This is a genomic window from Nocardioides lentus (assembly GCF_039529515.1).
In the GTDB taxonomy this organism is placed as follows: domain Bacteria; phylum Actinomycetota; class Actinomycetes; order Propionibacteriales; family Nocardioidaceae; genus Nocardioides; species Nocardioides lentus.
The window spans coordinates 481,450-502,537 of record NZ_BAAAMY010000005.1; the positions used below are offsets into that span (position 1 = coordinate 481,450).

Annotated in this window: 19 protein-coding genes; 6 read left to right on the plus strand and 13 right to left on the minus strand. The window is 73.8% G+C overall.

The annotated features are described in order from the left end of the window. Both ABD158_RS13245 and ABD158_RS13250 read right to left on the minus strand, forming a co-directional pair. Nucleotides 1-569 (minus strand): Hsp70 family protein (locus ABD158_RS13245; protein WP_344007920.1); only part of this gene is annotated, 569 nt, incomplete at its 3' end. A gap of 199 nt (nucleotides 570-768) precedes the next feature. Then, nucleotides 769-2,832, minus strand: a complete 2,064-nt coding sequence (locus tag ABD158_RS13250) for an Ig-like domain-containing protein (RefSeq protein WP_344007922.1) — start codon at nucleotides 2,830-2,832, stop codon at nucleotides 769-771. 152 nt (nucleotides 2,833-2,984) lie between these two features. Here ABD158_RS13250 and ABD158_RS13255 point away from each other — a divergent pair, with 152 nt between their 5' ends. Both ABD158_RS13255 and ABD158_RS13260 read left to right on the plus strand, forming a co-directional pair. Next, nucleotides 2,985-3,827, plus strand: a complete 843-nt coding sequence (locus ABD158_RS13255) for an aldo/keto reductase (protein ID WP_344007924.1) — start codon at nucleotides 2,985-2,987, stop codon at nucleotides 3,825-3,827. A gap of 122 nt (nucleotides 3,828-3,949) precedes the next feature. Then, entirely contained in the window at nucleotides 3,950-5,134 is a 1,185-nt protein-coding gene (locus tag ABD158_RS13260) for an MFS transporter (RefSeq protein ID WP_344007926.1), read from the plus strand. 52 nt (nucleotides 5,135-5,186) lie between these two features. On the opposite strand, the gene ABD158_RS13265 is transcribed toward ABD158_RS13260, so the two are convergent. Beyond that, complete coding sequence (locus tag ABD158_RS13265) at nucleotides 5,187-5,816, minus strand: hypothetical protein (protein WP_344007927.1); 630 nt, start codon at nucleotides 5,814-5,816, stop codon at nucleotides 5,187-5,189. 119 nt (nucleotides 5,817-5,935) lie between these two features. Between ABD158_RS13265 and ABD158_RS13270 the strand changes: the two genes are divergently transcribed. Next, nucleotides 5,936-6,394, plus strand: a complete 459-nt coding sequence (locus tag ABD158_RS13270) for a hypothetical protein (RefSeq protein ID WP_344007929.1) — start codon at nucleotides 5,936-5,938, stop codon at nucleotides 6,392-6,394. Nucleotides 6,395-6,483: 89 nt separating this feature from the next. On the opposite strand, the gene ABD158_RS13275 is transcribed toward ABD158_RS13270, so the two are convergent. From ABD158_RS13275 to ABD158_RS13320, 10 genes are read right to left on the minus strand one after another with little or no spacing between them, the layout of a single operon-like run. After that, the gene (locus tag ABD158_RS13275) at nucleotides 6,484-8,796 is read right to left on the minus strand and encodes a PQQ-dependent sugar dehydrogenase (RefSeq protein ID WP_344007931.1); all 2,313 of its coding nucleotides are present in this window, start codon (nucleotides 8,794-8,796) and stop codon (nucleotides 6,484-6,486) included. A 37-nt stretch (nucleotides 8,797-8,833) separates the two neighbouring features. Further along, complete coding sequence (locus ABD158_RS13280) at nucleotides 8,834-9,535, minus strand: hypothetical protein (protein ID WP_344007933.1); 702 nt, start codon at nucleotides 9,533-9,535, stop codon at nucleotides 8,834-8,836. Between the two features lie 47 nt (nucleotides 9,536-9,582). Further along, entirely contained in the window at nucleotides 9,583-10,494 is a 912-nt protein-coding gene (locus ABD158_RS13285; RefSeq protein ID WP_344007935.1) for a sugar phosphate isomerase/epimerase family protein, read from the minus strand. After that, nucleotides 10,491-11,681, minus strand: a complete 1,191-nt coding sequence (locus tag ABD158_RS13290; RefSeq protein WP_344007937.1) for a dihydrodipicolinate synthase family protein — start codon at nucleotides 11,679-11,681, stop codon at nucleotides 10,491-10,493. Before ABD158_RS13290 ends, ABD158_RS13285 begins: the two co-directional genes overlap by 4 nt. Continuing rightward, complete coding sequence (locus ABD158_RS13295; RefSeq protein ID WP_344007939.1) at nucleotides 11,678-12,826, minus strand: Gfo/Idh/MocA family protein; 1,149 nt, start codon at nucleotides 12,824-12,826, stop codon at nucleotides 11,678-11,680. The genes ABD158_RS13290 and ABD158_RS13295 overlap by 4 nt, the downstream gene beginning before the upstream one ends. Next, nucleotides 12,823-13,596 (minus strand): ABC transporter ATP-binding protein, encoded by a 774-nt coding sequence (locus ABD158_RS13300; RefSeq protein WP_344007941.1) that lies wholly within the window; start codon nucleotides 13,594-13,596, stop codon nucleotides 12,823-12,825. The genes ABD158_RS13295 and ABD158_RS13300 overlap by 4 nt, the downstream gene beginning before the upstream one ends. Next, nucleotides 13,586-14,365 carry an ABC transporter ATP-binding protein gene (locus tag ABD158_RS13305; RefSeq protein ID WP_344007943.1) on the minus strand — a complete coding sequence of 260 codons (780 nt, stop codon included), beginning with the start codon at nucleotides 14,363-14,365 and terminating at the stop codon, nucleotides 13,586-13,588. Before ABD158_RS13305 ends, ABD158_RS13300 begins: the two co-directional genes overlap by 11 nt. Next, entirely contained in the window at nucleotides 14,362-15,513 is a 1,152-nt protein-coding gene (locus ABD158_RS13310; protein ID WP_344007945.1) for a branched-chain amino acid ABC transporter permease, read from the minus strand. Before ABD158_RS13310 ends, ABD158_RS13305 begins: the two co-directional genes overlap by 4 nt. Next, a complete protein-coding gene (locus ABD158_RS13315; protein WP_344007947.1) occupies nucleotides 15,497-16,381 on the minus strand; it encodes a branched-chain amino acid ABC transporter permease in 885 nt (294 codons plus the stop codon). The genes ABD158_RS13310 and ABD158_RS13315 overlap by 17 nt, the downstream gene beginning before the upstream one ends. 7 nt (nucleotides 16,382-16,388) lie before the next feature. Further along, a complete protein-coding gene (locus tag ABD158_RS13320) occupies nucleotides 16,389-17,645 on the minus strand; it encodes an amino acid ABC transporter substrate-binding protein (protein WP_344007949.1) in 1,257 nt (418 codons plus the stop codon). A 150-nt stretch (nucleotides 17,646-17,795) separates the two neighbouring features. Here ABD158_RS13320 and ABD158_RS13325 point away from each other — a divergent pair, with 150 nt between their 5' ends. From ABD158_RS13325 to ABD158_RS13335, 3 genes are all read left to right on the plus strand, one after another. Next, nucleotides 17,796-18,878 carry a LacI family DNA-binding transcriptional regulator gene (locus tag ABD158_RS13325; RefSeq protein WP_344007951.1) on the plus strand — a complete coding sequence of 361 codons (1,083 nt, stop codon included), beginning with the start codon at nucleotides 17,796-17,798 and terminating at the stop codon, nucleotides 18,876-18,878. Nucleotides 18,879-18,889: 11 nt separating this feature from the next. Then, complete coding sequence (locus ABD158_RS13330) at nucleotides 18,890-19,999, plus strand: glycerate kinase (RefSeq protein WP_344007953.1); 1,110 nt, start codon at nucleotides 18,890-18,892, stop codon at nucleotides 19,997-19,999. A 179-nt stretch (nucleotides 20,000-20,178) separates the two neighbouring features. Beyond that, entirely contained in the window at nucleotides 20,179-21,078 is a 900-nt protein-coding gene (locus tag ABD158_RS13335) for an alpha/beta fold hydrolase (protein WP_344007955.1), read from the plus strand. Nucleotides 21,079-21,088: the final 10 nt, after the last annotated feature.

The following is a 21,088-nucleotide window of genomic DNA, read 5'->3' on the forward strand; positions in this document are numbered from 1 at the left end:
TTGACCTCGACGACGCCCTCACCGATCTCGAGCAGGGACACGTCGAAGGTGCCGCCACCGAGGTCGAAGACGAGGATCGTCTGGTCGTCGCCCTTGTCGAGGCCGTAGGCCAGCGCCGCCGCGGTGGGCTCATTGACGATGCGGCTCACGTTCAGGCCCGCGATCTCGCCGGCCTCCTTGGTGGCCTGGCGCTGCGCGTCGGAGAAGTACGCCGGGACGGTGATCACCGCGTCGGTGACCGACTCGCCGAGGTAGGCCTCCGCGTCGCGCTTCAGCTTCTGCAGCACGAACGCGCTGATCTGCTGGGGGTTGAAGGACTTGTCGTCGATCTTCTCCGACCAGTCGGTGCCCATGTGGCGCTTCACCGAGCGGATCGTGCGGTCGACGTTGGTGACCGCCTGACGCTTGGCGACCTCGCCGACGAGCACCTCGCCGGACTTGCTGAACGCCACGACGGACGGCGTGGTGCGCGCGCCCTCCGCGTTGGCGATGACGGTGGGCTCGCCGCCCTCGAGGACGGCGACGACGGAGTTCGTCGTGCCCAGGTCGATACCGACCGCACGTGCCATGGGGTGACCTCCTGCTGATGGGGACCGGCTGGTGCCGGAAGACGTGATGCCACGAGTCTGACAGCAAACTTGAGTGCGTTCAACTCAGGTTTCGTGCCAGGCGTTGTGGCGGTCCCCACAGCGGGCCGACGGGGCGGGGCGCGCCGGCGCGCGAGAGCCCACCAGGGTGCACCTGGTGGGCTCTCGCGTCGGGGCGTGCCTAGGTCGTGCGGCGCGACCGCCGGACGACGACGCCACCGGCGCCGACCAGCGCGAGGCCCGCCACCAGCGCGAGCAGCGTCGGGCCACCGGTGTCCGGCAGCGTGCCCGCGGGCGTCGTCGTGGTGGTCGTCGAGGTGTACGGCGTGGTCGTGCCGGGCGGGGAGGTCACGGGCGTCGTCGTGTTGACCGCGGGCCTCGTGACCTCGACGGCCAGGCGCGAGGTGTAGAAGGTCTTCGGCGAGCCGGCGGCACGCACCCGGAAGTCGATCGCGGCGCGGCCGACGAAACCGCCGCGGGGCGTGAACGTGACCTGCCCGTCCTCGCCGACCTGCCAGCGACCGACGTCCTCGCGCTGGACGTCCTTCGACCCTGCCGCGGCGTCGCCGGCGTTCTTGAGCGGCGTGCCGTCGACCCGGACGGTCGTCGGGAACAGCGTCACCGTGCCCGGTCGCAGCGCGTCCTCGACACCGTCGGCGACGTCGAACGCCTCGAGGACGTCGGTCGTGATCGGGGTGTCGCTCGGCGTCGTCACCTCGGTGGGCTGCGGCACGACGGCGTCCTCGACCGTCAGCCGAACCCGGCTCTGGGCGAAGACGCCGTCCGAAAGGGGACCCACGTAGACCCGGTAGACGACGGTCGCCGGGCCACTGAACCCCTGTACCGGCTCGAAACGCAGCTCCCGGTTGACGACGCTCCAGGTCCCCTCGCCAGCGACTCGGGGCAGCGTCTTGACGTCGGCCTCGGCCGCGCCGCTGTCGCGCAGGAAGAGCTTGCCCGTCGTGAGGAGCGTCCTCGGACGGTCGTTCTCCAGCACCGGGATCCGCACCTCGTCCTCACCGAACGGGGCGGTGACCATGTCCCGCTCGGCGAAGGGGTCGACGGCCTCGGGCTCCGGCCCCTCGGCCCCTGCCACGGCGACCTGGGCCGTGGAGGTGGCACGGGTGCCGTTGGTGTCGGCGACGGAGTAGCGGACGCGCTCGGTGGTGCCGGCGAAGTCGGCGGCGGGGGCGTACTCGAGCTCGCCGTCGACGACCGACCAGGCGCCCTCGCCGGCCACCGCGAGCTCGCCCACGCGCTCCGCGTCGTCGAGGAGCCGCAGGGAGTCGGGGTCGAGGGGGGCGGCGTCGACGCCGGGCTCGTCGTTGGTGAGCACGTCGAGGAGGACCGGGGTGTCCGCGGCGGTGCGGGCCGTGTCGGGCTTCGCGCTCGGGGCCACGACGCCGACCTCGACGCGCAGGGTCGAGGAGAGCCGGTGACCGGCGGAGTCCCGGGCGCGGTAGCGGACCGCCCCGGTGCGTCCGGTGAAGCCGTCGGCCGGAGCGAAGGTGACCGTGCGGCCCGCCGCACCGACCGTCCAGGTGCCCTCGCCGGGCACCGTCAGGCCGTCGTCGGTCGCGCGGACGCCCTCGGGTCCGGCGCCCGCGTCGAGGCGCACGGTCGAGCCCACGAACGTCGCCCGCTCGCCGTCGTCGGCGGCCCCCGGCACGTCGTTGTCGAGGGGGCGCAGGGTGACGCCCACCCCCTGGTCGGTCCGGGCCGCGTCGGGCAGGCCGAGCGCTCCGCACGACGCGCGCAGAGCGGGGGCGGGCACCTCCGGCGAGGAGCCCGAGCCCGGGGGGTCCGTGTCGGAGCGGGCGTCGTAGCCCTTCTCGGGGGTGAAGACGACCGTCTCCTCGGAGCCCTCCCCGGGGCTCAGGACCACGTCGCCGCTGTCGGCGTCGACGGTCCAGGTGCCCTGGCCGGGCACCTCCACCCAGGTCGGGCTCACGCGCACCGTGCCCCGCGGCTGGCCCGTGCGGGCGAAGACGACGGCGTCGGTGTCGAGGTCGTCGGCCGTGGCGCCGTCCCGCGACCCGCGGACGTCGACGACCACCGACTCCCCGTCGGAGCCGGGGCGCGTGGCGGGAGCCGCGGGGGCGTCGTCGGTCGGGGCCGCGCACCGCGCCGGCACGTCCGGGGTGGCGCCCGCGGGCGCCACCACGCCGAGCCCGGCCGGGGCGGCCAGCAGCACCATCGCCAGCGCGCCGCTCCAGGGTCGGACCAGCCTGAGGTGACCGGACACGTTCTCCCCCTTGCGAGCGTGGCCGCGCGGGCGCGCGGCGTACCTGGCCAGAACTTAAGGCCGCCCGGTGTCGACGGCTCCGATCTTGCAGAAACCTTGAGGTGGAGCGTCGCGCTGGAATAGGCCGCGCCCGGTCCTCCGTTGGGCCCACCATGACCGTTCCGAGCATCCTGTTGAACTCGCAGACCCGCATCCCGCAGCTGGGGTTCGGCGTCTTCCAGATCGATCCCTCCGACACCGTCGAGGCCGTCCTGCACGCGTTCGAGGTGGGCTACCGCCACATCGACACCGCGCAGATGTACGGCAACGAGCGCGAGGTCGGGCAGGCGATCGCGAAGTCCGGGCTGCCCCGCGACGAGATCTTCGTGACCAGCAAGCTCAACAACTCCAACCACGAGCCCGACGACGTCCGCTCGACGTTCGCCGGCACCCTCGACGCGCTCGGCCTCGACCGCATCGACCTCTTCCTCATCCACTGGCCGCTCCCCACGCGGTACGGCGGCGACTACGTCTCGACCTGGAGCACGATGGCCGAGCTCGCCCAGGACGGTCGCGCCTCCGCGGTCGGCGTCTCCAACTTCCAGCCGGACCACCTGCGCCGCATCGTCGAGGAGACCGGTGTCGTGCCGGCCGTCAACCAGGTCGAGGTGCACCCCTACTTCACCAACGAGGACGTGCGCCGCGCCGACGCGCAGCACGGCATCGCGACCGAGGCGTGGTCGCCCATCGCCCAGGGCGGCGTGCTCGACGACCCGACCATCACCGAGATCGCCGAGAAGCACGGCAAGTCGACCGCCCAGGTGACCCTGCGCTGGCACGTCGAGCGCGGCGACATCATCTTCCCCAAGTCGGTGACCCCGGAGCGGATCAAGGCCAACTTCGAGATCTTCGACTTCTCGCTCACCCCCGACGAGGTCAACGCCATCAGCGCCCTCGACAAGGGCGAGGACGGCCGCACCGGCCCCAACCCCGACGTCTTCGACTACATCCCCTGAGGGTGGACCCGATCACGACCGTCTGATCCCGCACGAGACCGGGGCCCCGTCACCGAGGTGGCGGGGCCTCGTCGCGTCCGGGGAGCACGCCCGGGCGAGGATGGGGCGATGAGGAGGCTCGGGTGACCTCGCGGTTCCGGCTGCGCGACATCGGGTGGACGGCGTACGCCCCGAGCGTGGTCGCCTCCGTCGGCCACGGCGCCGTGCTGCCGGTGCTGGTGCTGCGGGCCCGCGAGCTCGACGCCGGGCTCGGTCTGGCGGCGTTCATGGTGGCGCTGCTGGGGCTGGGCTCGCTGGTCGGCTCGCTGCCCGCCGGCGCGGTGGTGGCGCGGGTCGGCGAGCGGGTGGCGCTGGTGGGGGCGGGACTCGTCGAGGCCGTGGTGATGACGGTGCTCGCCACCACGGACTCCCTGCTGGTGATGGGCGCCGCGGTGGTGGTCTCCGGCCTGGCGTGGACGGTCTTCCTCATCGCGCGCCAGGGCTACGTCATCGACGCCTCCCCGCCGCAGCACCGCGCCCGGGCGCTGGCCGCCCTCGGCGGCAGCCACCGGATCGGCCTGTTCGTCGGCCCGCTCGCCGGCGCGGGGCTGATCGCCTGGCAGGGCCTGCCGGCCGTGTTCGCGATGGCCGCGGCGACCTCCGTCGCCGCGGCGGGGATCGTGCTCGCCTCCCCCGACCCCACCGCGGACCGGCGTACGGCGAGCCGCGGTGCGCCGCGCGCCTCCGTCGCCTCCGTCGTCGTCGCGCACCGCCGGACGCTGCTCACCGTCGGCAGCGCGGTGGTCGTGATCGGCGCCTCCCGCTCGGTGCGCACCAGCCTGCTGCCGCTGTGGGGTGACGCGGTCGGGCTCTCGGCCAGCCAGGTCTCGCTGGTCCTCGCCCTGGCCGCCGCGGTCGACATCGCCTTCTTCTATCCCGGCGGCTGGCTGATGGACACCCGCGGGCGCACGGTCGTCGCGGTCCCGGTCGTCGCCTCGGTGGCGCTGGCCTGCCTGCTGCTGCCCCTGACCGACGGCGTGGTCGGCCTGGCCGCGGTCGCGCTGCTGATCGCGGTCGGCAACGGCCTCGGCTCCGGGATCGTGATGACGCTGGGCGCCGACACGGCTCCGGAGCCCGAGCGGGCGCAGTACCTCGGCGCGTGGCGGCTGTGCGGCGAGGTCGGCAGCTCGGGCGGCCCGCTGCTCGTCGGAGCCGTCGCGAGCCTCGCGCCCCTGGCCGTGGCCAGCCTCGTCGTCGGCGGACTGCTCGCCGTCGGCACGGTCTGGACCGGGTGGTGGACCCGGACGGTCGACCGGCGACGCCGCTGACGCGCAGGTCGCCGCGGGGCCCTGCGGGTCCCGGCGGGCCCTGCGGGGCCGGTCAGCCGATGGTGACCGTGACCTCGTTGGACTCCTCGCCCTCGTCGTCCACCACACGGAAGTTGGTCTCGCCGGTCTGCGAGGTCACGACGTACGTCGAGAACGTCTCGCCCGAGACCGTCATGGTCACCGGCGGGTCGCCGAAGGGCAGCCACTCGCCGTCGACCTGGCGCTGCACCGTCAGCGTGCGGCCCTCGCCGCCGGGGTAGACCCCGGTGAGGTCGATCTGCTGGCCGGCGGCGACGTCGGACTGGCCGGACTGCAGCGCGATCTCCGACTCCGGCTCCTCCGACTCCGACTCGCTCTCGGACGGCGACGGCTCCTCGGACCCGGTGGTCGCGTCACCGCCGGGCAGCGTCACCAGGGGGCCGCTCGGGGACTCCGAGCGCGTCGGGTTCGGCATCTCCAGCGAGGCGCCGGGGCCCTCGCTCCCGCCCGCGGTGGTCGTCTCGTCGAGGCCCAGGAAGCGCGCTCCGAAGAACGCGGCGCCGCCGGCGATGACCCCCACGACCAGGCCCACGGCGAGCAGCGCGACCAGGCCGGTCCACACCGACCGCTTCTCGTCGTCCTGCACGTGCGTGACACCCCCGCGGATCTGCGCCGGGCCGGTGCCCGGCGGCGCAGGTGCCATTGTCGGGGAGTCCGCCAAGAAAGACCATCCGAGCCACCCGGCGTCCACAGGGGTCGCCCTCCACAGGGCGCACGGACGACGGTTCCGCGGGTCGGCCGGCCTCCCTAGCGTCGTCGCCCATGACGACCACCGAGACCACGACCACCGAGACCACGACCACCCCGGCCCCGCACCCGCCCACGCCCCTCCACCTGCCCCTGCGCCTGCCGCCCGGGTGGCGGCGGTGCCCGCCCGACGGCGACGGCGTCGTCGCCGTGGGCCGCGCGCCCCGTCGTACGAGGACGACGGCGTGGGTGCGGCTGCTCGTCGGCGTGCCCGACGCCGGGGTCGGCGCGGGTGAGCTGGAGGACGACGACGAGTTCGACGACGACCTGGGCCGCGCCGTGCGCTACCGGCGCTGGTCGCCGGCCCACCAGCCCTGGGCGCTGCGGGAGAGCTGGTCGTGGGGACTCGCCGGCACCCGCGTCACCCTCGAGGCCGCCTGCGACCGCGAGGACTACCCCGACCTGTGCGACCTCCTCGAGGACGTCGCGCGCTCCGTCGACGTCGGCGCCTGCCTCGACGGCCGCGTCGGCTGACGCCGCCGCGCGACCCCGGACGCACCCCGACCGTGGTCGACCGGCGCTCGTCGGAGGCACCGGTCGACCACGGTCGGGGGTGAGGGACCTCAGCGCGTCCAGCGGCGGTACTGCTGGCGGACCTGCGCCGGGGTGGCGGCGACGTCGAGGAGCGCGACGTCGTCGATGCGGCAGTCGCAGGGGTTGCGCTCACGCGTGTCCTGCGGGAACGAGCCGCCGATCTTCACGCCGCGCGGCAGCGTGGGGCTCGTGCCGGTGCCGTCGACCTGCCACGGGTCGCCCGGGGTGGTGTAGCGCCCCCGGAGCCGCTCCCCGTCCTGGTAGAGCGCCATCCGTCCCGTGGTGAAGTCGAACGTCGCCGCGAGGTGCACCCACCGGCCGCGCGGCAGGATCTCCTGCCAGGGCCGGTCGGCCGCGAACGTCTGCGACGCCCCGCCGTCGAGCCGGCGGCCGAGCGCGACGAGCGACAGCTCGCCGTCCACGTCGATCAGCTCGAGCAGCGCCCGGACGCCGTGCCCGTCGGAGTCCCCGGACAGGATCCCCGCGAGACCGACGGCGTTGTAGCGGTCCCCCGGGTCCGGGGTCGTGGTGTCGGCGGCCGGCAGGTCGCCGGTGACCTTGAACCAGCCCATCACCGTCGTCCCGCGGTTGCTCGCGAAGGGGCGCAGCGACTCGACGCCGGCCTCGTCCCAGACCCCGGCCTTCCAGTCGTCGTCGCCGTCGCGGACCGGGTCGACCTGGCGGGTGCGGATCGAGTTCCGGCTGCCCGGGTGGGCGCCGTCGGCGACCCGCGAGGCCCAGCCGCCGTTGACGAGGTCGAGCAGGGTCAGGGAGCTGCCCTGGTCCTCCTCCTTGCCGCCGTCGACGCCGAGCGGGTGCTCGAAGTCCCAGTGCGCGACGACGTCGCGCTCCAGGGCGGGGGTGAAGTCCTCCGCCCAGGGCGTGCGGACCGCGTCGACGACCTTCCACACCACGCCGTTCGCCTTGGACAGCAGGTACAGCTCGCCCTCGGCGTCGGTGCCGACGCGGAGGTCGACCCGGAAGTCCTTCACCAGGTCGGTCATGCGGACGCGCTCGCCGTCGGTGGTCAGCAGCGGCATCTCGCTGATCGGCGCCTCGCCGCGACGCTCCTGACGCAGCCCGGAGGCCTTCGCGGCCATCACACGACCGTCGACGATGTCGCCGAAGACGTAGGTCCCGCGCAGCGCCGCGATCTCGCCGCGGTACACCTGGCCGCCGGAGATGCCCTGCCCGATGTCGGCGGAGCAGTCGTAGCCCGCCGGCCGCTCGTGGTCGTACGACGTGACCGGCAGGACGTAGCCGGCCGCCTCGTCCTCGGCCGAGAGCTCGGTCAGGTAGCACTCGTTGTCGGGGTCGTAGGCCCAGCGGCCCTCGAGGTCGCTCCAGCCGAAGTTGTCGCCGGCGCGCACCTCGTAGACGGACTCGACGACCTTCTGGCCGATGTGGCCCAGCAGCATCCGGTGCTGGCCGCCGGTGTCCCACGAGAAGCGGTGCGGGTCGCGCATCCCGGAGGCGTAGACCTCGCCGAGCGCGCCCTCCTCGCCGACGTGGGGGTTCTCCCCGGGGATGCCGTAGGTGCCCGTGGGCCCGTCGTCGCCCGCCGGGTCGATGCGCCAGATCTTCCCGTACGGCGAGTCCAGCTCCCGCGGGAACGGGTCGCGCAGGGCGGCCCCGCCGTCGCCGACGGCGAGGTAGAGCAGCCCGAAGTCCTCGTCGCCCGGCCGCGCGGTGGGATTGAAGTCGATCTGCTGGATCGCGTGGATCTGGCTGGAGAAGCCCAGCCGCACGACCTCGCGGCGCGTCCCCGAGAAGCGGTTCGCCGCAGGGTTCCGCGCCGTCCACTCCGTGACCACGCTCTGGAGGAACTGGCCGGGTTGGGCCGGGTAGGTGGTCTCCTTGCGGGTCCAGTCGGCGTACTGCTCGGTGTGGACGGTGTAGAACCGCCCGTTGGTCGCGAACCGGGGGTGGAACGCCACGAACCCGAAGCCGGACCCCATGCCCCGGCCCGAGAAGAAGTCGCCGAACTCCTCCTTCAGGTCGAGGTAGGTCGTGCGCCCCCCGTCCTCCCCCAGCAGGTACAGCGGGCCGTTGAGGTCGGGGACGTACTGGCGGCCGTCGGGCAGCTCGCCCAGGTAGTTGATCCGCGCGTGCCGCATCAACCGGTAGTCGGTGGGGGCGGGCGTGGGCTGCGTGCGGGGGAAGCGGTGGTGCCGCTCCAGCACGAGCCCGAGGTCACCGCGCCCGACGTCGGCGGGCACGGGGTCGGTCACCGAGCCGGGCGGTGGGGCCGCGGGCTCGGCCGCGGAGGTCAGGGCGGGTGACATCAGTCCCGCCGCCAGGAGGGGGGCCGCGAGGAGCGCGACCGTCGCGTGCGTCTTCATCTGTGCCTTCCGAGAGGGTGGTGCGGGGTGGGGAAGCTCAGCGGCGGCGGGTGCCGCGGACCACGACGTCGCGGACGCGGCCGTAGTTGTCGAAGGAGCCGAACCCGACGCGCCCGGAGTCGAAGGTCGCGTCGGTGCCGGTCATCAGCGGACGACGCAGGTCGTCGACGTAGACCGCGACCCGGTCGGTGCGGGGGTCGAAGGTGAGGCGCACGTCGTGCCACGCGGTGTCGTCGATGGCCGGTGGAGCGCCGACGGTGCCGTCCCACTGGTCGTCGACGCGGACCCGGTCGGCGTCGTCGACGACGAAGATCCCGTTGTGGGGGTAGATCGTGTTGTCCTGGGACAGGTGCGCGTAGGAGAACCGCGTCGGTGAGGTGTGGTTGAAGACCAGGACGACGTCGCGGTCGTCGCGGCTGACCGGCTCGTCGATCCGCACCCGCGCGCGGTAGTCGATCCGGCCCAGCTCGGGGCCCCGCGTGACCACGGCGTACTCGAACGGGCGCCGCGGACCCGTCGGGGCCTCGCCGCGCTCGGTCATCACGGCCTGACCGCCCCGGAAGGCCCACTTCCCGGGGGTGATCGGGTCCCAGTGGCTCGGGGCCCGGGGCACGACGACCGCGTCGCGGTGGCGTCCGTCGGGCGGGCCGACGGAGTGGTCGGCGACCGCGGGCGCCGCGGTCGACGTGAGGGTGGCGAGCAGCGCGAGGGCTGCGGCGCGACGTCCGAGTGGCGGCACGTGCCGGTCCTTTCCCGAGTGGTGGCGCACCGTGGGTGGTGCGGGTCCTACAGGTGGGGCTCGACGAGCTCCACGTAGCGCCGCGCGAGGGTGGCGACGGTGTCGCCGCCGGGGGCGGCCCAGACGTCGGCGTTGAAGATCTCGACCTCGACGTCGCCGGCGTAGCCGCTGCGGCGCACCGCGTCGGTGAAGGCCGCGAAGTCGACGTGCCCGTCGCCGACCATCCCGCGGGAGAGCAGGGCGTCGGGCGGCAGCGGGGTGATCCAGTCGCCGACCTGGTACGACGTGATCCGCTCGCCGCAGCCGGCGACGAGGTCGAGCACGCCGGGCTCCCACCACAGGTGGAAGGTGTCGACGACGACCCCGACCGCGTCGGCGGGGTGGTCGGCGGCGACGGCGAGGGCCTGGCCGAGGCTGGAGACCACCCCGCGGTCGGCGGCGTACAGGGGGTGCATCGGCTCGATCCCCAGGCGTACGCCGCGGGCGCGGGCCTCGTCGACGAGCGCGGCGACGGCGTCGGCCGCGCGGCCGCGGGCCGCCTCGATGTCGCGGTCGCCGGCGGGGAGGCCGCCGGGCACCAGCACCAGCACGGGGGCGGAGAGGGCGGCGGTCTCGTCGAGGGCGCGGAGGTTCTCGTCGTGGGCGGCGCGACGACCGGCCGGGTCGGCGCCGGTGAAGAAGCCGCCGCGGCAGACCGAGGAGACCCGCAGGCCCGCGTCACGGACCATCGTGACCGCCGCGTCGAGGCCGACCTCGGCGACGGGCTCGCGCCAGACCCCGATCGCGGGCAGCCCGGCGGCGACGCAGCCGTCGACGGCCTCGCGCAGCCCCCAGCCGGCGGTGGTCCGCTGGTTGAGCGAGAGCCGGGCGAGGCGTGGATCCCCCGGCCCGGGCGTGGCGACCCGGGCCGGGGAGCCGGCGGGCACGTCGAGCGCGAGCTCCTGCGCGGGCGCCGTCACGGTGTCATCCCGACGGTCGCGAGGTAGGACCCCAGCCGCTGCGCGGCGAGGTCGGGGTCGCGCAGCACCCCCGCGTCGTCGGCGAGCTCGACGAGCCGTGCGAGGTGCAGCGCGCCGCGCGCGGACTGCAGGCCGCCGACCATCGTGAACCCGCGCTGGTGGCCGTTGAGCCAGGCCAGGAAGGCGACGCCCACCTTGTAGTGGAACGTCGGCGCCTCGAAGACGTGCCGGGACAACGGCAGGGTGGGACCCATCGCCGCGTCGTAACCGTCGGTGTCCCCGGCCTCCAGGGACCGCAGCGCACTCGAGGCGGCGGGGGCGACGAGCGCTAGCGCGCCGAGGAGCGCGTCGGAGTGGTGCTCGCCGTCGCCGCGGATCAGCTCGGGGTAGTGGAAGTCGTCGCCGGTGTAGAGGCGGACGCCGGGCGGCAGCGCCGCGCGCAGCCCGCGCTCGTGCTCCGCGGAGAGCAGGGACACCTTCACCCCGTCGACCGCGTCGGCGTGGTCGCGGACCAGCTGCAGGAACGTCGCGGTGGCCACCTCGACGTCACCGGAGCCCCAGTAGCCGGCGAGCTGCGGGTCGAAGGCCTCCCCCAGCCAGTGCAGCACGACGGGCTGCTCGGCCTGCTTCACCAGCCGCGCGTAGACCTCGAGGTAGTCCTCCGGGCCGCGGGCCACGGCCGCCAGGTGCCGGGAGGCCATGAGGATCACCTGCGAGCCGGCACCCTGCACGAACTCGACCTGCTCGGTCCACGCGTCGACGACGTCGTCGAGGGTCGTCAGCGAGCCGGGCGGGCGGTGGTCGGTGCCGGCGCCCGAGGCGATCCGGGCGCCGTGCTCGCGCGCCTGCGCCGCGCTGCGTCGTACGAGCTCCTGGACGGCCGGCCAGTCGAGGCCCATGTTGCGCTGCGCGGTGTCCATGGCCTCCGCCACCCCGAAGCCGTGGCGGAACAGCTCGCGGCGGAACCCGAGGGTGGCGTCCCAGTCGATCGCGGCCGGGGCCCCGGGCACGTTGTCGCCGCGGGGGTCGGCCGCGACGTGGGCGGCGGCGAACGCGACCCGCACCGTGTGGGGTGCCGGGTGCTCGGGCCACGCGACCGGCGCGGCCAGCCGACGGGTCCGGAAGCCGCCGGACGCGTCGGGGACCGTGATCTCGGGCATCGACCCGGGCGTCGGGACCGCGCTCATGCCGTCCGGGTCTCGATCGCCACCCGGCGGCCCTCGGCCGAGGAGGCCAGCCCGGCCTCGACCAGCTCGAGCCCGCGGACGGCGGAGGCGAAGTCGTAGGGGTGCGGGGTCCCGGCGACGACATCGCGCAGGTAGTGCTCCCACTGGGCGCGGAAGCCGTTGGAGAACTCGGCGTTGTCGGGCACCTCGTCCCACTGCGCGCGGAAGTCCTGCTCGGTGGGCAGGTCGGGGTTCCACACCGGCTTGGGGGTGGTGACCCGCGGCTGCACGCGGCACCCGAACAGGCCGGCGACCGCGGAGCCGTGGGTGCCGTCGACCTGGAACTCGACGAGCTCCTTGCGGTCGACGCGCACGGCCCAGGACGAGTTCATCTGCACCACGACGTCGCCGATCTCGAAGATCGCGTACGCCGCGTCGTCGGCGGTCGCCCGGTAGGGGCGGCCCTGCTCGTCCCAGCGCTCGTCGATGTGGGTGACCGCCTTCGCGATGACCGAGTCGACGCGCCCGAAGAGGTGCTCGAAGACGTAGTTCCAGTGGCAGAACATGTCGAGGACCATCCCGCCGCCGTCGGCGGCACGGTAGTTCCAGCTCGGCCGCTGGGCGGGGATCAGGTCGCCCTCGAAGACCCAGTAGCCGAACTCGCCCCGCACCGAGAGCACCCGGCCGAAGAAGCCGGAGTCGACCAGGCGCTTCAGCTTCAGCAGCCCGGGGAGGTAGATCTTGTCGTGGACGACGCCGTTGACCGTCCCGGCGGCGTGGCCGGCCTCGACGATCTCCAGGCCCTCCTCGACGGTCTCGGCGAGCGGCTTCTCGGTGTAGACGTGACGTCCGGCGGCCAGGGCCTTGAGGATCGCCTTCTTGCGCTCGGAGGTGACCTGGGCGTCGAAGTAGACGTCGATCGTGTCGTCGGCGAGGACGGCGTCGAGGTCGGTGCTCCACTCGGCGATGTCGTGGCGGGCGGCGAGCTCCGCGAGCTTCTCGGCGTTGCGGCCGAGGAGGACCGGCTCGACCTGCAGCCGGTCGCCGTCGGGCAGCTCGAGGCCGCCGGCGTCGCGGATCGCGAGCACCGAGCGGACGAGGTGCTGGCGGTAGCCCATGCGCCCGGTGACGCCGTTCATGGCGATGCGGAGGGTGCGGGTGCTCATGAGGCGGTGGCCTCCTTCGTGTGGGGTCGTCCGCCGAGGTAGAGCTCGGCGAGCTGGGGGTCGGCGAGCAGCTCGGAGGCCGGGCCGGAGATGTGGACGCGCCCGAGGTCGAGGACGCAGCCGGTGTCAGCGGTCTCGAGGGCGCGGCGTGCGTTCTGCTCGACGAGCAGGCAGGCGATGCCGGCGTCGCGCATGCGGACGACCTGCTCGAAGACCTTGCCGGTCGTCTTGGGGTCCAGGCCCATGGAGGGCTCGTCGAGGAGCACCACCTGGGGGCTGACCATCAGGGAGCGGGCGAACTCGACCTGCTTCTGCTGCCCGCCCGACAGCGCCCCGGCGAGGTCGCCCCACCGGTCGGCGACGACGGGGAACAGCGTCTTGACGAAGTCGGTGCGCTCGGCGACGAGTGCCTTGTCCTTCACGGTGTAGGCGCCCAGGCCGACGTTCTCGGCCACCGTCATCTCCTTGAACACGGAGTGGCCCTGCAGCACGTGGGACAGGCCGGCGCGGATCATGTCCTGCGGGCCGTGGCGCGTGACGTCGACGCCACCGACCCGGATCGAGCCGGAGCGAGGCGTGAGCATGCCGGAGGCGACCTTGAGCACGGTGGACTTGCCGGCGCCGTTGGGGCCGACCAGGCACACGATCTCGGAGGGGCGGACCGTGACGGTCAGCCCGCGCAGGACGAGCGCGGCGCGACCGTAGCCGGCCTCGATGTCGGTGAGCTCCAGCAGCGGGGCGGCGGGGTCGGGGGTGCGGTCAGACGCCAAGGTAGGCCTCCAGGACTCGGGGGTCGCCCTGGACCTCGTCCGGGGTGCCGGCCGCGATGGGCCGGCCCCGGTCGAAGACGACCACGTGGTCGGAGAGGCTCATGACCATCTCCATGTTGTGCTCGACGATCACGAACGTGCGGCCCTCGGCGTTGAGCTCGCGCACGAGGGTGCCGATGCGGCCGATGAGGGCGGGGTTCACGCCTCCTGCGGGCTCGTCGAGCATGATCGTCTCGGGCTCGACCATCAGCACGCCGGCGAGCTCGAGGAGCTTCTGCTGGCCGTAGGAGATGTCGCGCGCCTCGGCGTGCTCCAGGTGGTCGATGCCGACCCGGCGCAGCAGCTCGCGGGCGCGGTCGATGTCGGCGCCGTGACGGGCGCCGCGCAGCCGGTGGGCCAGGCCCTGCGGCCTCACGCCGACGAGCACGTTCTCCAGCACCGTCAGCCGCGGGAAGATCCGGCACAGCTGGAAGCTGCGGCCGATCCCGGCGGCGGCGATGCGGTTCGGCGAGCGCCGGGTGATCGTGCGGCCGCGGTAGGTGACCTCGCCCGCGTCGGGACGGATCATCCCGGTGACGCAGTTGAAGAACGTCGTCTTGCCCGAGCCGTTCGGCCCGATCAGGGCGTTGATCTTGCCGTGGTGGAAGGTGACCGTGGCGTCGTCGACGGCCCTGACGCCGCCGAACGCCTTGGTCAGCCCGACGGTGGCCAGGCTCGGTTCCACGCCGGCCGGCGTGCCGGCGCCGGGAGTGGTCTCGGTGAGGCTCATCGGACGGTCCCTCCCACTTCCTCGCGCTCGTCGCGCGGGCTCGTCGTGTCGTCGGCGGGCGGCGTGGCGGCCCGCTCGGCGGACTCGCGGTCGCGGCGGCGGTTGTCCTCGAGCAGGTCCGCCGCGGACATCTCGCGGATGGAGCCGGCCTGCGGGCCGAGGCGCTTCACCCCGGCGGCCACGGCGGGCAGGATCCCGTCGGGCATGAACAGGACGACCAGGGCGAGCATCAGGCCGAGCGCGACGAGGTGGAACTGGGTGTCGCCGAAGTTGACCTTGAAGAACTCCAGGGCGTAGCCGACGATCACCGCGCCGAGCACCGGGCCGAACAGGCTCCGGATGCCGCCCAGCAGGCTCATCAGCACCATGTAGGAGCCGATGAGGATGGAGAACTGGAAGACGGGGTCGAGGTTGCCGAACCACAGGGCGTACAGGCCGCCGGCCATCGCGGTGAAGAACGCGGAGACCACGAAGACGACCAGCTTGTAGGCGAAGGTGGGCACGCCGAGCGACTGCGCCTTGTCCTCGTCCTCGCGGATGGCCTTGAGGCCCATCCCGAACCGGGAGCGGTCGATCAGCCACCACACGAGCAGGGCGAGAGCGACCAGGCCCACGAAGAGGTAGAAGAAGCGCTGGTGCTGCTCGGGCCGCAGCACGTCGTCGGCGAAGGGCCGCGGCACCCGCAGGCCGTTGGAGCCGCCGGTGAAGCCGGCCCAGCTCTGGGAGACCAGGAGCAGGATCAGCACGACGGCGATCGAGACGATGACGAACGACGCGCCGCGGACCCGCAGCGAGGCGACGCCGATCGGCACCGCGATCACGGCGACCAGCACCGCGCCGAGGATTAGCGAGACCCAGGGGTTCCACTCCAGGCGGGTGATCAGCAGGGCCGTGGCGTAGCCGCCCATGCCCGAGTACGCCGCGTGGCCGAGCGAGATGTAGCCGGTGAAGCCGCCGACGAAGTTCCAGCCGACGGCGAACGCCGCGTAGCTGGCGATGATGACGCCGACGGACAGGAGGAAGGGGTTGCCCGCGGTGAGCGGGAACGCCAGGACGAGGACCGCCACCACGACCAGGACAGCGGCCTTGAGACCCAGCAGGAGCCGGTCGAAGCGGGTGCGGGCGACGGTGTCAGAAGCGCTGGGCAAGACGACCTCCGAAGAATCCCTGGGGGCGGATCATCAGGGTGACGAAGAGCGCGACGTAGAAGACCGTCTGCGCCCAGGTGGTCCCGAGCGGGATCTGCAGCAGCGCCTGGGAGACGCCGAGCAGCATCGCCGCGATCGCGGCGCCCGGGATGGAGCCGAGGCCGCCGATGACGATGATCGCCATCAGCGGGCCGATCCAGTGCCAGTGCAGCGACGGGTAGATGGTCGAGTCGAGCGAGAGAGCCGTACCGCCGATCGCGGCGGTGGCCAGCCCCAGGCCGAAGCCGAAGCCCGCGATGCGGTCGGTGTTGATGCCGAGCAGCCGGGCGGCCTCGGGGTGCTGGATCGTGGCGCGCAGCGCCTGGCCGAACGACGTCAGCTTGAGCACCGCCCACAGCGCGACCAGGGCCACGGCCGCGAGCCCGAAGGCGACGAGCTTGACGACCGCGACCTGCGCGCCGAGCACCTCGATGCTCGAGGACGAGTAGGGCAGCTGGATGCGCCGCTGCGTGCCGGTGAAGAAGAACCCGAGCGCCCCCTCGATCGTCAGCGCGATGGCGAAGGTGAGCAGCACCGACATCATCGTCAGCGTCGCCGGGCGCAGCCGGCTCAGCAGCGCCCGCTGCATGCCGTAGCCGACGAGGAAGAACGTCGGGACGGTCACCACGAGCGACAGCAGGGGGTCCAGGCCGAGGGAGGAGTTCATCCACCAGGCGATGTAGGCGGCCAGGATCAGGAACGCCGAGTGGGCGATCATGACCACCCGCATGACCCCGAAGTAGAGGGTCAGGCCGGCGGCGAGGAGGGCGTACAGGCCCCCGAGCAGGACGCCGAGGATGACGCCCTGCAGCAGCAGGGAGGCGCTCATCGTCGGCTCACCACTCCGGCTTCGGGAAGACGAAGTCGGCCTCGGCGGTGTCGTCCGGCATCACGATGCGGATCTCGCCGTCGACGTACTGCTGGATGAGGTGGGCGCTCTCGGGACGGCCCTCGGCGTCCCACGACAGCGGGCCCACCACGGTGTCGACGGTGTTGTCGCGCAGCCAGTCGATGAGCTGGGACTGGCACTCCGGGTCGGGGTCGGCACAGCCGACGGCCTCGACGGCCGCCGCGGTGACCTCGCCGGTCGTCCAGGCGTTGGCCTGGTCCTCGCCGGGGGCCTCGCCGGTGGCCTCGGTGTAGTAGTCCACGAACTCCTGGTTCTCCGCGAACGGCGCCTCGGGGGTGTAGCCGGTCGGCGAGAGGATGCCCTCGGTGCCGCCGCCGATCGCCGCGGAGAACTCCGGGTTGGTCGGCGCGGTCGAGAAGGCCGCCAGGTCGGGCTGGTAGTCGAGCTGCTGGAGCGCGACGATCATGTTGACCGCGTCCTGGTACTGCGTGCCGCCGACGACCATGTCGGCGTCGCTGTCGGCGATCTGCGCGGCGATGGAGGAGAAGTCGGTCGTGTTGGGCGGGTAGACCTCGTCGACGACGATCTCGACGCCCGCCTCCTCGAGCTTGTCGCGCAGCCCGTACGCCGTGCCCTGCGCGAACGGGTCGTCCATCGCGGCGAACGCGGCGGTCTCCGGTCGCTCGCCCTCCGGCATCGCGAGGATCCGCTCGGCGAGCAGGTTGTAGTGGTCGTCGGCGACGGCCGGGGCGGCGTAGAAGAGGTTCTCGAAGCCCTGGGTGAAGACCTCCTCCGCGGCGCCCGCGGGCTCGACGAAGAGGAAGCCGTAGTCCTCCGCGACCTGGGCGGCCGGGACGACGAGACGCGTCGAGAAGGGGCCGAAGACCAGGTCGGCACCCTCGGAGTTGATGAGCTGCTCGTAGTCCTGCGCGACGCGCTCGGCGTTCGACTGGTCGTCGAGGATCTCCAGGCGCACCTGCTTGCCGAGCAGGCCCCCGTTGTCGTTGGTCCAGTCGGCCCAGGCCTCGTAACCGGCCTGCACGCCCTTGCCGGGCTCGCTGTAGTCGCCGGTCAGGGGCAGGGAGATGCCGATGACGATCTCGTCGGCGTCGCCCCCGTCGCTGCCGCTCGCGCCACCGCCGAGGCCGCAGGCGCTCGTGACCGCGGTCAGGGCCAGGCAGGTGCCGACGACGCCGGCGGTGCGGCGGGCGCCTCGGCGCCCGCTCGTCGATGCAGTGCTCACCACGTGCTCCGTTCTGTGGAAACGCTTTACGTAAGCGATTACGTAAGCGGTTTCATGTAACGTAGGACACACGTCGGCGTGTGGCAAGCACCACAGCGTGACGAATGCGGTTGATCGTGCGACTACCCCAGCGGACCCGAGGAGGTGCCGATGCGCAGCAGCAGGACGACGCCCCGCCTGGCCGACGTGGCCAACGCCGCCGGCGTCTCGATCGCGACCGCCTCACGGGCGATGGCGGGCGCCACCGGCGTGAGCGAGGGCGTGGCGGACCGCGTGCGTCGCACGGCGGAGCAGCTCGGCTACGTCGCCAACGTGCACGCCCGCTCGCTGGCCGGCGGGTCCTCCACCACGGTCGGCCTGGTCGTCCACGAGATCGGCGACCCCTACTTCTCCGAGATCGCCAGCGGCGTGCTGGACCTCGCCTCCGGCCGTGGCCTCACGGTCCAGATCTGCCACACCGGCCGCGACCCCGAGAGCGAGCTGCGCCAGATCCGCTCTCTCGTCGCCCACCGCGTGGGCGCGCTCGTGATCGCGGGCTCCGGCTTCGTCGACGCCTCGCTGGAGGCCACCGCACGCGCCGAGCTCGAGCAGTACGCCGCGGCGGGCGGCCGGGTCGCGGTCATCGGCCGCCACCACCTGCGCGCCGACGCCGTCCTCCCCGACAACCTCGAGGGCGCCCGCTCCGTGACCTCCCACCTGCTCGGCCTGGGCCACACCGCCATCGCGGTGGCCGCGGGCTCGCGCACGCTGACCACCGTCGCCGACCGGCTCGCCGGCGTGCAGGCCGCGCTGGGCGACGCCGGGCTCGACCCGGGCGCCGTGCCCGTCGTGGAGGCACCCTTCACCCGCGACGGCGGGCGCGAGTGTGCGTCGCGGATCCTCGCCGAGCACCCGGCGACCACGGCGATCCTGGCGCTCAACGACGACATGGCGATCGGCTGCCTCACCCAGCTGCGCCGCGACGGCGTGTCCGTGCCCGGGCGGGTGTCGGTGACCGGCTTCGACGACGTGGCCGTGGCCGGCGACCTCGCCCCGGGCCTGACGACCGTGCGCCTGCCCATGGCCGAGATGGGACGTCGCGCCCTCGAGCTCGCGCTGCGCGAGCCCGGCAAGCGGCCACGCCGCTCCCCCGTCGGCGCGGAGCTCGTCGTGCGGGACTCGACCGGGCCCGTGGGGTCCTTCGTGGTCGATGCCACCACGGGCGCCGTGGCGGCGGCGGGGAGGCGCACGTGAGGATGGCCGGCATGCGGATCCTGGTGGCGTGCGACAAGTTCAAGGGCTCGCTGACCGCCGCGGAGGTGGGGGCGGCGCTCGAGCGGGGACTCACGGCGGCGCGACCCGACGTGGTGGTCGAGCGCCTGCCGGTCGCCGACGGCGGCGACGGCACGCTGCTGGCGGCGCTGGAGGCGGGCTTCACCCGCGTGCCGGTCACCGTCACCGGTCCGACCGGCGAGCCCGTCGACACGGCGTACGCCCGGCGCGGCGACCTGGCCGTCGTCGAGATGGCCGACGCGTCCGGGCTCGCGCGCCTGCCGGACGGCCCCGAGCCGCTCAACGCCTCGTGCACCGGCACCGGGGAGCTGATGGCCGCCGCGGTCGACGCCGGCTGCACGAGCGTGGTCCTCGGCGTCGGCGGGTCCAGCTCGACCGACGGCGGCGTCGGCCTGGCGATCGGCCTCGGGGCGCGGGTCCTCGACGCCGGTGGTCGACCGATCCCACTGGGCGGCATCGGCCTGGAGTTGGCCGTCGAGCTCGACCTCGCGCCGCTGCGCGAGCGGCTCGAGGGCGTGACCGTGAGGGTCGCCAGCGACGTCGACAACCCGCTGTGCGGGCCCCGCGGGGCCGCCGCGGTCTACGGCCCGCAGAAGGGCGCGACCCCCGGTGACGTGGTCCGGCTCGACGCGGCGCTGTCGCGCTGGGCCGACCTCGTCGCCGACGCCGTGGGCCGGGACCTGCGCGACGCGCCCGGCGCCGGCGCGGCCGGCGGCACGGGCTTCGCGGCGATGGCGCTGCTCGACGCCGACCTGCGGCCCGGCATCGAGACCATGCTGGAGCTCGCGGACTTCGAGACCCGCGTCGCCGGGGCCGACCTGGTCGTCACCGGCGAGGGGTCCCTCGACGCGCAGTCCCTGCACGGCAAGGCCCCGGTGGGTGTGGCCTCGGCGGCCGCCCGCCACGCCGTCCCGGTCGTCGCGGTCTGCGGGGTGTCGTCGCTGAGCGAGCAGGAGCTGGCGCTGGCCGGGATCTCGGGGGTGTGGGCCCTCTTCGACCTGGAGCCCGACCCCGCCCGGTCGATGGCCGAGGCCGCGCGCCTGCTGGAGATCGTCGGAGCGGAGCTGGCCCGCTCGCTGTGAGGTGGCCCCACGCCGCAAGTCGGTCGGGCCGGACGAGCAGAAGGCCGGTGGAGGGGCCGTCCGGGGCCCTCGACCCGGGCTTCTGCTCGTTCTTCCCGACACCTCGGGGGCAGCACGGGGGCAGCACGGGGGTGGGCCCGAGGTGGCGGCCGGGGCGAGGCACGGGTGAGGATCGGCCCGTGGTCGAGCGCGGAACGGTGCGGGGCGGCGCGGTGGAGATCGCCTACGAGCGGCACGGCGACCCCGCGGGGTGGCCCGTGGTGCTCGTGCACGGCTTCCCCTACGACCCCCGCTGCTACGACGAGGTCGCCGCGCGCCTCGCGGCCGCCGGGGCCGACGTGGTCGTGCCCTGGATGCGGGGCTACGGGCCGACGCGCTACCGGGACGCGCAGGTGGTGCGCTCGGGCCAGCAGGTCGCGTTCGCCCACGACCTACGCGACCTCGTCACCGGCCTGGGGCTCCGACGACCGGTCGTGGCCGGGTTCGACTGGGGCGGGCGCGCGGCGTGCGTGGCGGCGCTGCTGTGGCCGGACCTGGTCGGCGGGCTGGTCAGCGTCGACGGCTACAACGTCCACGACGTGGCGGCGATGGCCGCGACCCCCGAGGAGCCGCAGGTCGAGAGCCGGCTCTGGTACCAGTGGTACCTGCACTCCGAGCGCGGTCGCGCCGGGCTGGCCGCCCACCGGCGGGCGTTCACCCGTCAGCTGTGGCGGGAGTGGTCGCCGACCTGGGAGGTCCCCGCCGGGGTCTTCGAGGCCACCGCGGCGTCGTTCGACAACCCGGACTTCGTCGACACCGTGGTGCACTCCTACCGCGTGCGCTACGCGCTCGAGCCCGGCGACCCGGCGTACGACGCGGACGAGGCGGTGGTGGCCGCGCAGCCGCCGATCACCGTCCCGACCATCGTCGTCGACACCACCGCCGACCCCCTCTCCCCGCCGATGACGCTGGAGCAGCACCGCGCCGACCTCACCGACCTCGTCGACCACCGCCTCGTCGCGACCGGCCACAACCCCCCGCAGGAGGACCCGGTCGCCTTCGCGGACGCGGTGCTCGCGCTGCACCGGCACCTGGGCTGACCGGTCGCCC

Excerpts from the sequence above, each read along its gene's own strand:
- ABD158_RS13315 (WP_344007947.1), bottom strand. The coding sequence starts at position 16,381 with ATGAGCGCCTCCCTGCTGCTGCAGGGCGTCATCCTCGGCGTCCTGCTC.
- ABD158_RS13270 (WP_344007929.1), top strand. The coding sequence starts at position 5,936 with ATGACGACCACCGAGACCACGACCACCGAGACCACGACCACCCCGGCC.
- ABD158_RS13275 (WP_344007931.1), bottom strand. The coding sequence starts at position 8,796 with ATGAAGACGCACGCGACGGTCGCGCTCCTCGCGGCCCCCCTCCTGGCG.
- ABD158_RS13295 (WP_344007939.1), bottom strand. The coding sequence starts at position 12,826 with ATGAGCACCCGCACCCTCCGCATCGCCATGAACGGCGTCACCGGGCGC.
- ABD158_RS13265 (WP_344007927.1), bottom strand. The coding sequence starts at position 5,816 with ATGGCACCTGCGCCGCCGGGCACCGGCCCGGCGCAGATCCGCGGGGGT.
- ABD158_RS13325 (WP_344007951.1), top strand. The coding sequence starts at position 17,796 with ATGCGCAGCAGCAGGACGACGCCCCGCCTGGCCGACGTGGCCAACGCC.
- ABD158_RS13290 (WP_344007937.1), bottom strand. The coding sequence starts at position 11,681 with ATGAGCGCGGTCCCGACGCCCGGGTCGATGCCCGAGATCACGGTCCCC.
- ABD158_RS13330 (WP_344007953.1), top strand. The coding sequence starts at position 18,890 with ATGCGGATCCTGGTGGCGTGCGACAAGTTCAAGGGCTCGCTGACCGCC.
- ABD158_RS13305 (WP_344007943.1), bottom strand. The coding sequence starts at position 14,365 with ATGAGCCTCACCGAGACCACTCCCGGCGCCGGCACGCCGGCCGGCGTG.
- ABD158_RS13255 (WP_344007924.1), top strand. The coding sequence starts at position 2,985 with ATGACCGTTCCGAGCATCCTGTTGAACTCGCAGACCCGCATCCCGCAG.